Source organism: Herpetosiphon sp., assembly GCF_003512625.1.
Classification (GTDB): Bacteria; Chloroflexota; Chloroflexia; order Chloroflexales; family Herpetosiphonaceae; genus Herpetosiphon; species Herpetosiphon aurantiacus.
This window is the reverse complement of the sequence record NZ_DOPT01000033.1, coordinates 101,236-113,440: the sequence shown is the minus strand read 5'-3', so window position 1 is coordinate 113,440 and position 12,205 is coordinate 101,236. Positions and strand designations below refer to the sequence as shown.

General features: G+C 52.0%; 11 protein-coding genes. 10 read left to right on the top strand and 1 reads right to left on the bottom strand.

Features of this window, described 5'->3' with window-relative positions:
* Positions 1-151 precede the first annotated feature (151 nt).
* The 9 genes from DEF47_RS08250 to DEF47_RS08210 all read left to right on the top strand — a co-directional run bounded on the left by DEF47_RS08250 (position 152) and on the right by DEF47_RS08210 (position 8,944).
* The gene (locus tag DEF47_RS08250) at positions 152-955 is read left to right on the top strand and encodes an ABC transporter ATP-binding protein (RefSeq protein ID WP_012191334.1); all 804 of its coding nucleotides are present in this window, start codon (positions 152-154) and stop codon (positions 953-955) included.
* Positions 939-1,643 (top strand): ABC transporter ATP-binding protein, encoded by a 705-nt coding sequence (locus DEF47_RS08245; protein WP_012191333.1) that lies wholly within the window; start codon positions 939-941, stop codon positions 1,641-1,643. The genes DEF47_RS08250 and DEF47_RS08245 overlap by 17 nt, the downstream gene beginning before the upstream one ends.
* 12 nt (positions 1,644-1,655) lie before the next feature.
* Positions 1,656-2,708, top strand: coding sequence for a branched-chain amino acid ABC transporter permease (locus DEF47_RS08240; RefSeq protein ID WP_287045064.1), 1,053 nt, complete (start codon positions 1,656-1,658; stop codon positions 2,706-2,708).
* Between the two features lie 158 nt (positions 2,709-2,866).
* Positions 2,867-3,922: an alpha/beta fold hydrolase gene (locus DEF47_RS08235; RefSeq protein WP_012191331.1), complete on the top strand. Its 1,056-nt coding sequence runs from the start codon at positions 2,867-2,869 to the stop codon at positions 3,920-3,922.
* Between the two features lie 12 nt (positions 3,923-3,934).
* The gene (locus tag DEF47_RS08230) at positions 3,935-4,966 is read left to right on the top strand and encodes a branched-chain amino acid ABC transporter permease (RefSeq protein ID WP_012191330.1); all 1,032 of its coding nucleotides are present in this window, start codon (positions 3,935-3,937) and stop codon (positions 4,964-4,966) included.
* Positions 4,963-5,982 carry a 3-oxoacyl-ACP synthase gene (locus DEF47_RS08225; RefSeq protein WP_012191329.1) on the top strand — a complete coding sequence of 340 codons (1,020 nt, stop codon included), beginning with the start codon at positions 4,963-4,965 and terminating at the stop codon, positions 5,980-5,982. The genes DEF47_RS08230 and DEF47_RS08225 overlap by 4 nt, the downstream gene beginning before the upstream one ends.
* A 233-nt stretch (positions 5,983-6,215) precedes the next feature.
* Positions 6,216-7,715, top strand: coding sequence for an acyl-CoA synthetase (locus tag DEF47_RS08220; protein ID WP_012191328.1), 1,500 nt, complete (start codon positions 6,216-6,218; stop codon positions 7,713-7,715).
* A 156-nt stretch (positions 7,716-7,871) separates the two neighbouring features.
* Positions 7,872-8,270, top strand: a complete 399-nt coding sequence (locus tag DEF47_RS08215; RefSeq protein ID WP_012191327.1) for a MaoC family dehydratase — start codon at positions 7,872-7,874, stop codon at positions 8,268-8,270.
* A gap of 116 nt (positions 8,271-8,386) precedes the next feature.
* Positions 8,387-8,944 (top strand): hypothetical protein, encoded by a 558-nt coding sequence (locus tag DEF47_RS08210; RefSeq protein WP_012191326.1) that lies wholly within the window; start codon positions 8,387-8,389, stop codon positions 8,942-8,944.
* Between the two features lie 49 nt (positions 8,945-8,993).
* On the opposite strand, the gene DEF47_RS08205 is transcribed toward DEF47_RS08210, so the two are convergent.
* A complete protein-coding gene (locus DEF47_RS08205) occupies positions 8,994-9,488 on the bottom strand; it encodes a ferritin (protein ID WP_012191325.1) in 495 nt (164 codons plus the stop codon).
* A 211-nt stretch (positions 9,489-9,699) separates the two neighbouring features.
* Between DEF47_RS08205 and DEF47_RS08200 the strand changes: the two genes are divergently transcribed.
* Positions 9,700-12,081 carry an aldehyde dehydrogenase family protein gene (locus tag DEF47_RS08200; RefSeq protein ID WP_041304726.1) on the top strand — a complete coding sequence of 794 codons (2,382 nt, stop codon included), beginning with the start codon at positions 9,700-9,702 and terminating at the stop codon, positions 12,079-12,081.
* Positions 12,082-12,205 lie beyond the last annotated feature (124 nt).

Sequence of the window (12,205 nt, the reverse complement as noted above, 5' to 3'; positions counted from 1 at the left end):
GAGGTGGGACGGAAGGGTGGTGATCACCCATGATTGTCAAGAACCAACTCTTGTAAGCAGGGGGCAGGGAACGCAATCCATTATCAATCTAATAAATCAGTAGCCCGATAGTCTATAGCCTATACCTTCAGCCACTCTTGAGGAATTTCCAATGCCAAACGTTTTGTTGAAAACTGAACATCTTTCACGCTCGTTTGGTGGTTTGCAGGCGGTGCGTGATGTAAGCATCGCAGTTGAAGAAGGTTCGTTTCACTCGGTTATTGGGCCAAATGGGGCGGGTAAAACGACCTTCTTCAACATGATTAGTGGCGCGATTAAGCCCAGCAGCGGCAAGGTATTTTTTGCTGGTAACGAGATTACTGGTCTGCCCTTGCACCGTATGATTCACCTTGGCATTGGCCGCGCCTACCAAATTACCAGTTTGTTTCCCTCGCTGAGCGTGGCCGAAAATGTGCGTTTGGCCGCTCAAGCCCGAGGCCGCGATACCTTCAAATTTTGGCAGCATAGCGATCGGTTCGAGCGTTATCACGAACGAGCGCAGGCTGCGCTCAAGTTGGTAGGGTTGCGCGGGGTTGAGCAGGTACTCGCCAGCGCCTTGCCACACGGCGATAAACGCAAACTTGAATTAGCCCTGCTGCTCGCTAGTGAGCCACGGCTATTATTGCTCGATGAGCCAACCGCTGGCATGGCTGCCAACCAAGTGCCTGAATTGATCGAGATTATTCAGCAACTTCGCCAAAGCGGCCAACATACGATTATTCTGGTTGAGCATCGCATGGACGTGGTGATGAGCATTTCCGATCAAATTACGGTGATGCATGGTGGCAGTGTGCTGGCCGAAGGCACGCCCCAAGCGATTGCCGCCGATCCACGGGTGCAACAAGCCTACCTCGGTGAATTGTATGATGATGTGCTAACCCAGCCTCACGAGGTCGCCCATGACACCAATTCTTGAAGTTGAGCAACTTCAGACCTTCATCGGTCAATATCATATTTTGCACGATGTCTCGTTGCAGGCCGAACAAGGCTCGATTACCGCCATTCTTGGGCGCAACGGCGCTGGCAAAACCACCACGCTCAAATCAATTATGGGCTTAACGCCGCCGCAAGCAGGCTCAATTCGCTTTGCAGGCCAACGCCTCAACAGCTTGCGCACCTTCAGTATTGCCCAATTAGGCATTGGCTATGTACCAGAGCATCGCGCAATTTTTCGCGATTTGACGGTAACTGAGCATTTGATTTTGGCTGAACGCAAACGCGGCGATTTACGCCGACGTGGCGATTTGATCTTTAGCCTGTTTCCCGATTTGCAGCGGCTTGAGCGGTTGCTGGGCAGCCAACTTTCGGGCGGCCAGCAACAAATGCTGGCGATTGCGCGGGCCTTGGTTCCCGAAACCCAATTGCTGTTGATCGATGAGCCGAGCGAAGGCCTTGCTCCAGTGATTATCGAACAGATGATGCGAGCAATTACTGCGCTGAGCGAACATACCACCGTGGTGTTGGTTGAGCAAAATTTCCGAATGGCCAGCGCGATCAGCCAAGCCTACTATATGCTCGATGATGGCCGAACTGTTGATCATGGCACGATGACGGCGCTGCGGGGCAATCCCCAATTAATTCAGCGCTATCTTGGTGCTGCCTAAAAGGTGTTGAGTATGGCTGTTGCTGCTCCCCCGACAATTCAAACCAAACCCTTGCGTGAACGCTTAGCCCCGTTGGTTATTCCAACAGTGTTTGTATTGATTTTTGCTACAGTGCTGATGGTTGCTCCAGCGAGTTGGCCCAAGCTGATTACGGGTATTTTGTTGCCAGGCCTGACCTTGGCTGCGATCTACTTTATGATCTCAGCGGGTTTATCGTTGATTTTCGGCCTGATGGATGTGCTGAATTTTGCCCATGGCTCGCTGTTTATGCTCGGTGGCTATTGCGCTTGGACCTGCAATGTCTGGCTTGATCCAAATTATGCAGGCCATTGGCCAATCACCATCGCCAGCGGCAATCTGCGCTTTATCATCGGCTTGATTGTTGGTACATTGGTGGGTGCAGCGGTCGGCAGCTTAATCGAAATCAGCCTCATTCGCCCACTCTACAAACGGCCAATTTACCAAGTGTTGCTGACATTGGGCTTAGTGTTTGTGTTTGATGCCTTGGTGCGCACGATTCCGGCTTGGGGTTCGCTCAGTCGTGCCCCCATCAAGCCGCCGATGTTGACCGAAAGCCTGAGCCTGCTCGGTCGCCGTTTTCCAAGCTATAGCCTGTTTTTGATCTGTCTCAGCGTTTCGTTGGCGGTGCTAATCGCTTTGGTGCTGCGCCGTTCACGGATTGGCCTAACAATTCGGGCTGGCGTGCAGGATAGCGCCATGGTTGAGGCGATGGGCATCAACGTGCGGCGGGTTTTTACCGGAGTGTTTGGCTTTGGTAGTGGCTTGGCGGCTTTGGGCGGCGCGGTAGCAGCCTCGTTTATTGGGGTTTACCCCGAAATGGGCTTGGAATACCAGCTTTTTGCCTTTATCGTGGTGGTAATTGGCGGTTTGGGCAGCTATAGCGGAGCAGCAGCAGGCGCATTGTTGATTGGGCTAGCGCGAACCTTCAGTGACCATTTGGTGCTGGAAACAGGCCTACCAACCGCAATCGCCTCGGCCTCAACCGTGCTGGTAATGGCGGTCGTGCTATTGCTCAAGCCTGGCGGAATTTTTAATAAGAATTAGATGTTGGACATATTCCCTCACCCCCGACCCCTCTCCCACTGTAGCGGGCGAGGGGAGATCCAATAGTCATGATATGATGGCTCCCCCTCGCCTGCTGGGCGGGAGAGGGGGCTAGGGGGTGAGGGAAGAAACAACTTAATTATTACGGAGAAAAACCCATGCTCAATCCACCATTGTTAGCTGGATTAACCGCCCGTGTTGTTCAAATGCCGCGCTTGGCGATGCATGTGATTGAGCGTGGCGACCCAAGCAAGCAGCCAATTGTGCTCGTTCATGGCAATGTTTCAGCCGCCCGTTTTTGGGAAGAATTGATGCTGGCCTTGCCCGATGATTATTATGTGATTGCCCCTGATCTGCGTAGTTATGGTCGCTCGGAGCGCTTGCCGCTTGATGCAACCCGTGGTGTGCGTGACTTCAGCGACGATCTCGATAGCCTGTTGCAAACCCTCAATATTCGCCGACCGCACTTGGTTGGCTGGTCGTTGGGTGGTAATGTGGTGCTGCAATATGCCCTCGATTATGCCACGAATGTGCGTTCGCTGACGCTTGTTGCCCCAGGTTCGCCCTATGGCTACGGCGGCACGCAAGGCCTCGACGGCCAACCCAACAGCCATGACTATGCTGGGAGCGGCGGTGGTACGGCCAATGCAGCCTTTGTCGAAGCCTTGAAAAATGAAGATCGCGGTGATGGCCCAGTTTCGCCACGCACCATTATGAATAGCTTCTACTTCAAACCGCCGTTCCGCTCAAGCCGCGAAGATGTGTTTGTTGATGAAATGCTTCAGACCTATTGCTCGCCCCAAAATTACCCTGGTGATTTGGTGGCTTCAGCCAATTGGCCGATGGTTGCCCCAGGTACAGGCGGCGTAAACAATGCGCTCTCGCCCAAATATCTGAACCAAAGCAGTTTTGCCAGCATTCAGCCCCAACCGCCAGTGCTCTGGATTCGCGGCGATGCTGACCAAATTGTCTCTGATGCTTCGATGTTTGATTTGTGTATGCTTGGGCAATTGGGCTTAGTTCCAGGCTGGCCTGGCGCGGAAACTCATCCGGCTCAGCCGATGGTTGGCCAAATGCGGGCAGTGCTTGAAAACTATGCCGCCCACGGTGGCCAATATCAAGAAACGGTGCTGGCAAATTGTGGCCACTCGCCACAGATCGAACAGCCCAGTTTGTTCAATACGGCTCTACTCGATTTTCTGACCCAAGTTTAGGCGAGGTTTGCTATGCAGCGTTTGCGCCCACTACTGCCACTTGTGGCGATTGGCGGCCTTGCAAGCTTGCCATTTGCCTTTGCCGCCGATACCACCCGCTTTTGGCAAGGGGTTTTCATTCAGATTTTTATTCTGGCGATTTATGCCCTGAGCTACGATTTGCTGATGGGCTACACCGGCATGATTTCGTTTGGCCATGCGCTGTTTTTTGGCGCTGGTGGCTATACCGCCGCCATTTTGCTGCGCCAAGCCGAGCCGCCCTCGATGCTAATTGTGATTGCAGCGGTGATTGTGGTTGGCGCAACTATCGGGGCAGCAGTGGGCGCATTGTCGCTACGGGTCAGCGGGGTCTATTTTTCGATGATTACCCTCGCGCTGGCCGAAATTGCCTTCATCCTGTTCAAAGCCGATGATCCCAAGCTCAAGCCAATTACGGGCGGCGAAATTGGCTTGCAAGGGATTGTCGTGCCCGCAGCGATCGATGCCACGACCTATCGACTGCGCTTTTACTTTTTGACCTTGGCGTGTATGGTTGGCTTGTATTACGCGGCGCGGCGTTTGATCAACTCGCCAACAGGGCGGGTATTTGTGGCAATTCGCGAGAACGAGCCACGCGCCACGGCCTTGGGCTATAACACGCTGCATTTCAAATTATTGGCAACTGCAATTTCATCAACGATTGCGGCCTTGGCAGGGATGTTGATGGTGCTGTATGAAAAAAGTGCCAGCTTCGAAATGCTCAGCGTTAATCTCACCATTCAAGCCTTGTTGATGACGATCATCGGCGGGATTGGCACGCTAATCGGGCCAATGCTCGGTGCTGCTACCATCCGCTTGCTTGATCATGGCCTCAAAGGCGAATTTATGCAGGCACTTTTGCCAGCGTGGTTGCGCCCCGACTTAGTATTTGGCATCGTGTATGTGGTGCTGGTGTTATTCTTCCCGGCTGGTTTGATGGGAGCAATTCGCAAGTTGCGCGGCAAAACCAGCCGTAGCTCAGTCGAACGCCTACGCCAAGCCATGAAACCAAAGGCTGAATCATGACCTACGAATTTCCGCCAATTGGCATTGCTGCAATCGCGACCTATCTGCCAGCAGCCGTCGAGACTGCTAGTCAAATCGCCTTAGCCGCCAATATCCCCGAAGCCGTGGTGATCGAAAAGCTGGGTATTCGCCAAAAACACTTGGCCGAAGCCCACGATACACCATCGGCCATGGCGGCTGAGGCTGCTCGTAAAGCCTTGGCAATCGCCGAACTCGACCCGCTGGATGTTGATCTGATTATTTATCATGGCAGTGAATACAAAGATTATGTGGTTTGGTCGGCGGCGGCCAAAATTCAACATCTGATCGGGGCTAAACGGGCGTATGCCTATGAAATTTATGCCTTGTGTGCTGGCTCACCAGTTGCCATCAAAACCGCCCGCGATCAAATGCGAGCCGACCCAATGTTGCGTAATGTTCTGTTGGTTTCAGCAGCCCGCGAAAATGAGCTAGTGCGCTATGACAACCAACAAGCGCGATTTATGTTCAACTTTGGCGCGGGTGCTTCGGCCATGCTGCTACGCCGCGATTATGCAACCAACCAAGTGCTCGAATCGGCGGTGCTGGTTGATGGCTCGTTTAGCGAAAATGTCGTGATGCGCGGTGGTGGCGCTCGCTTCCCAACCAGCCAAGCCACGGTCGATGCAGGCTACCATCAACTTGATGTGTTGCAGCTTGAAGATATGCGTGATCGCTTGGGCTTGGTTTCGCAACCTAATTTTGTGCAAGTGATCGATCAAGCAGTTACCCGTTCGGGCTATCGGCGTTCGGATATTGATTTTTTGGCGATTACCCATATGAAGCCTTCATTTCACAATGGCTTATTGCACGATTTGGGCTTACGCCCCGATCAAGCGATCTACCTTGATGATTATGGGCATATTCAATCGGTTGATCAACAATTGGCGCTTGATTTGGCCCAACAACGTGGCTTGCTCAAAGCTGGCGATTTGGTGGTGTTGGCAGGTGCTGGCACTGGCTATACTTGGGCCGCAAGCGCCGTGCGTTGGGGGTAAACCAAGGCAAAAGTCAAAGGGCAAAAGTCAAAAAGGGGCAGGTATCAGAATCTAGGGGATAGGTTTAACGCAGAGATTCCTAAGGATGAATTATGAGGGATGAAGGATGAAATGGATCGATGTTGAAGCTCTTAGCATCCTTTGCATTCTTCGTGGTTCGAACCTTCGTGCCACTTCGTGTCCTTCGTGGATCAAAATCCTAGCCCCTGACCTCTGATTAAAGGAGCATTGCAATGTACATTGGTGACTGGCTTGGCAAGCGCGAGTTGCTTACGCCAGAGCGACTAGCGCTGGTTGACGACCGTGATGGCGAGCGCTATAGCTACCGCCAATTGAATAGCCGTGCCAATCGTTTGGCTGCGAGTTTGCGCCAACGTTTTGGTGTAGGCAAAGGCGATCGAGTAGCAATTTTGGCCAAAAATCAAATTGGCTACCTCGATGCCTTATTTGCCACTGGCAAGCTTGGGGCGATTTTAGTGCCACTCAATTGGCGCTTAACCGAGCATGAATTAATTTATATGCTCAAAGATAGTGCATCGAGCATATTGCTCTACGATAGCCAATTTGCGCCGCTGCTGCCAACCTTGCGCAGTCAAACCCCAATCAAGCAGTGTGTCCAGTTTGGGCCTGAATACGATCAACTGCTGACCCAAGCTAGCGATTTGCCGATCAGCGAATCAGTTGATCTTGATGATCCGCACTTGATTTTGTATACCTCAGGCACAACTGGCGCACCCAAAGGCGCAGTACTTTCGCATCGGGTGCTGGTGTGGAATTCGCTCAATACCAATGTTGGCTGGGATTTACACGCCGATGACGTGAGCATTATTCATACGCCACTATTTCATACTGGCGGCCTGAATGTGCTAACCCTGCCGATTTTGCATGCTGGTGGCACAATGGTTTTGATGCAAGAATGGAATCCCGAGCGCTGTTTGCAATTGATTGAGCAAGAGCATGTGACGATCTTTTTTGCCGTGCCAACCATGTTTGAGATGCTGCTGCAAGCGCCCAATTTTGTCCAAACCAACCTCAGCAGTCTGCGTTTTTGCATCGCTGGCGGCTCGCCCTGCCCAATTCCCTTGATCGAAGCCTATCAGCAGCGCAATATTCCGTTTCGCCAAGGCTATGGCCTGACCGAAGTTTCGGTTAATTGCTTCACGCTCAACCCAGAGGATGCAATTCGTAAGGCTGGATCGGTGGGCAAGCCGATTTTTCACCTTGATGCCCGCATTGTCGATGAGGCGGGCCGCGATGTGCCGACCAACAGCATTGGCGAATTGATTTTATATGGGCCGACGGTGTGCAATGGCTACTGGCGCAATCCGGTCGCAACCGCCCAAGCCCTGCAAAAAGGTTGGTTCTACACTGGCGATCTAGCACGGGTCGATGCTGAAGGTTATTTCTACATCGTTGATCGCAAGAAGGATATGTATATTTCTGGCGGCGAGAATGTTTACCCTGCTGAGGTTGAAAACGTGCTCTATCAGCACCCTGCGGTACAAGAATGCGCCGTGATTGGCATACCCGATAGTCGCTGGGGCGAGGTTGGGCGGGCTTTAGTGGTGTTGCGGCCAAGCACGCAGCTTGATGAGCCAACCCTGATCGCTTTTTGTCGCGAACGCCTGGCTAGCTACAAAACCCCAAAATCGATTTATTTCTTGCCTGAGTTGCCGCATAACGCCAGTGGCAAGGTCGTCAAGCCTGAGCTACGCAAATTGTTTGGCTATTAGAACATAGGGGGTCAGGAATCAGGGGCAAGGGGTCAGGTTTGATCCACGAAGGACACGAAGAGCACGAAGGACAGATTTGTAGAATTTCATCCTTCATCCGTATTCCCGATCCCCAGCCCCCAACAACCGATCCCCACTATTCAAAGGATTTCAACCATGAGCTATACAATTGGCCAAAGCGCTCGTTTGCGCAAAACCATCACCGAAGCCGATATTATTTTGTTTGCGGGAATTTCGGGCGATGCCAACCCTGTGCATATCGACGAAATTGCTGCACGTGAATCGCGTTTTGGGCGGCGGATCGCCCATGGTATGCTGGGCGCTGGCCTGATTTCAGCAGTGATTGGCATGCATTTGCCTGGCCCAGGCACAATTTACCTCAACCAAACCTTGGCTTTTCGCAGCCCGATTTACATTGGTGATACGGTCACGGCCTATGCCGAAATTAAAAGCCTGCGCGATGATAAACCAATCGCTACATTAATCACCCAATTGCTGAACGAAGAAGCCAAAATCTTGATCGAGGGCGAGGCGATTGTGCTGCTGCCAAGCTAAAATCAAGCACAACCCAAGCCGACAGCCGCTCAAATTGGGGCGGTTTTTTCATGCTTGACAGCTAGTTTCGATCATCGCTATGCTTTGGCTGAATTTAATCTGATCGTGAGCAACCAATGCCTAAATTTTTGCACAAATTTGGCCAACCACGCCTGATTTGGCTAGCCTTTGGTGTAGCCATGACCCAATTAGTGATTAGTAATCTGTTGGCAAGCTTATTTCATTCGTGGACTAGGGGCTATGGCTTGTTGGATTTGGGCGGTGGTGCAAATGCATTTTCGGCCAAATCCAGCGTTACAGCTGATTTAGCCTATCAATTAATCAGCAATTATGGCGAATATCGCAGCAGTCATGTGTGGCTGATTGTGCCCGACATGCTGTTACCGATTGGAGTTTGGCTCTTTTTTGGGCTAGCGTTGCTGCGGCTGACGCGTGATGTTCACGGTTGGCAACAGTGGCTACCAGCCTTGGCGAGCCTCTATTTCTTCGCCGATTATGCTGAGAATAGCTGCGAAGCCCTGATGTTATTGCAATATCCTACCCAATTGCCAACTGTGGCTATGCTCTGGACTTGGTGTTTTACGCTCAAAAATCTCGCTGTTGGTTTAAATATTGGGGCAATCGTGCTGATATTCCTGTGGCGCTGGCGGCAAGCTCAATCAAAATCACGTTAAATGAATAAGGCCCGCAGATTGATTGCAGGCCTTGTGCTAGCAGGAAAGTCTATTCAGCGGCGCGGCTGCCTAATTGTTCATTGAGCAAGAACAGCGCACCTGGATGATCGCCAGCCATTTTGAGCTTTTCGACCACATCCGAGGCGCTTTTTTCTTCCTCGACTTGCTCGGTAATAAACCATTGCAAATGAATTTGGGTAGCATGATCATTCTCTTTGATCGCCAAATCGTAGAGCGAGTTGATCAACGCGGTAACGCGTTGTTCGTGATGCAAGGCCATTTCAAACACTTCAAGTGATGAATTGAAGCTTGATTGCGGCTGGGCCATGGCTTGCAAAACAGCGCGGCCACCCCGATCATGCAGATAATCGAACAGCTTCATGGCGTGCACGGTTTCTTCTTCGTACTGCAAGCGCATCCAATGAGCAAAGCCACTCAAATTAACCGACTCGAAGTAGGCCGACATTGAGAGATACAGGTAGGCCGACTCAAATTCGTGCTTGATTTGATCGTTAATCGCGGCTTCAATGGTTGGATTAATCATAGGCTGCGAACTCCTTCGCTATGAAGACCTCTGCTAATGTGGGTAGTTTAGGCTATCTAGCGCCGAAAAACAAGGGCTTAGCCAGCCGTATTTGCTGCATGAGCTTGGCTCGATGATCTATACAGCCCATAGCCAAGAGCCTTTGCGTGAATTGCCCAAGCCTGTTAGGATGGCACAAAACGACTTAAATACACATAACGAGGACTCGACGATGAGCACATTGCTGGAGATTTACAAAACAATGAGCTATGGCCCAGCACCCGAAGCTGCTGCTCCAGCCCACGAGTGGCTAGATGCCCATAGCCGTCGTTTTGGGCTCTATATTAATGGTACATGGACAGAAGTCGCCAACGAGCGCTTGTTCGATTCGATCAATCCAGCCAATCGCAGCGTGTTGGCCCAAGTGACCCAAGCGAGCAGCGATGAAGTAAACGCTGCGGTGGCTGCTGCCAAGGCGGCCTTTCCAGCTTGGTCGCAAACCAGCGGCCATGTGCGTGCTCGCTATTTGTATGCCTTGGCACGCCAAATTCAAAAACATTCGCGCCGTTTCGCGGTGCTCGAAACCCTCGATAATGGCAAGCCCATCCGCGAAACCCGCGACATTGATATTCCATTAGTCGCGCGGCATTTCTACTATCACGCTGGTTGGGCACAATTGCAAGAAAGCGATTTGGCAGGCTACGAGCCGCTGGGCGTGGTCGGCCAAATTATTCCGTGGAACTTTCCGCTGTTGATGTTGGCTTGGAAGATTGCCCCAGCCTTGGCGATGGGCAACACGGTGGTGCTGAAGCCTGCCGAATGGACTTCATTAACCGCCTTGGCATTTGCCGAAATTTGCCACGAAATTGGTTTGCCCAAGGGCGTGGTCAACATCGTAACTGGCGATGGTAAAGTTGGCGAGCAAATCGTCAAGCACCCCGATATTGCCAAAATTGCCTTTACTGGTTCAACCGAAGTTGGCAAAATTATTCGGAGCGCCACCGCTGGCAGCGGCAAAAAACTCTCCTTGGAGCTTGGCGGCAAATCGCCCTTTATCGTGTTTGATAACGCTGATCTCGATAGCGTGGTCGAAGGCGTGGTTGATGCGATTTGGTTTAATCAAGGCCAAGTTTGTTGCGCTGGCTCACGTTTGTTGGTGCAAGAAAACATTGCCGATAAGCTGATTGGCAAGTTGCGCACTCGTATGGAGCAATTGCGCATCGGCGATCCTTTAGATAAAGCGATCGATATTGGCGCGATTGTTGCTCCAGCCCAATTACAAAAAATCGAGCAACTGGTGGCCGAAGGCGAAAACGAAGGTTCAATCAAATGGCAACCATCGTGGGCTTGCCCAACTGATGGCTACTTCTATCCGCCAACCTTGTTTACCAACGTGGCTCCCGCTTCAACCTTGGCCCAAGTTGAAATTTTCGGGCCAGTCTTGGTCACGATGACCTTCCGCACCCCTGATGAAGCGATTGCGATTGCCAACAATACCCGTTTTGGTTTGGCCGCCAGCATTTGGAGCGAAGATATTAACGTGGCGCTGCATGCCGCAGCCCGCGTCAAAGCAGGCGTAGTTTGGATCAACAGCACCAACTTGTTTGATGCAGCAGCTGGCTTCGGCGGCTATCGTGAAAGTGGCTACGGTCGCGAAGGTGGCAAAGAAGGCTTATACGAATATCTCAAAAAATCTGAGGTTAAAAAGCTTAAAACCAAGGCCAGCCCAGCGCCCGCGCCTGTGGCAACCACAGCCAGCAACGGCCTACCAGCGCTTGATCGCACGCCCAAAATCTATATTGGCGGCAAGCAAGCCCGCCCCGATTCGGGCTACAGCCGAATTGTGGTTGGCAGCAATGGCGAGCAGCTTGGCGAAGTTGGCGATGGCAGCCGCAAAGATATTCGCAACGCGGTCGAAGTTGCACGCAGTGCTGCTAACAGTTGGTCGGCAGCAACCGCCTATAATCGGGCGCAAGTGCTCTATTTCTTGGCTGAAAATTTAGGCGCACGTGCCGCCGAATTTGCCCAACGCATTCGCCAACAAACAGGCCGCAACGATGCCGACCTCGAAGTTGAAACATCAATCGAGCGCTTATTTACCTACGCCGCGTGGGCCGATAAATATGATGGCTCGGTGCATGCCACGCCTGTACGCAACGCCACCCTCGCCATGGTCGAATCGCTCGGTGTGCTTGGTTTGGTTTGTCCCAGCGAATATCCCTTGTTGGGCACGATTTCATTGCTAGCACCAGCCATCGCCTTGGGCAATAGTGCGATTATCATTCCATCGCCAGAGCATCCACTTTCAGCCACCGATTTGTATCAAGTGCTCGATACCAGCGATGTGCCGGCAGGCGTGGTCAACATTATCACCGGCGACCGCGATAGCCTAGCCAAAGTGCTGGCCGAGCACAACGACGTTGATGGTTTGTGGTATTGGGGCAGTGCTGAGGGTAGCGCCATGGTCGAGCGCAGTTCAATCGGCAACCTCAAACAAACCTGGGTCAACTACGGCGAAACTCGCGATTGGCTTGATCGACGAGTTGGCGAGGGCGAAGAATTTCTACGCCACGCTAGCCAAATCAAAAATATTTGGGTTCCCTACGGCGCATAATCAGGGTTTCCTAGTCGTTTTAGGATTGCAAGAGTAGGCCTTAATCACTTTTCATTGCAAACCATCGATTTCATAGTTCATCGGTGGACGAGTGATTTCTCTAATTGTCCTTGAGGGGGTGCAG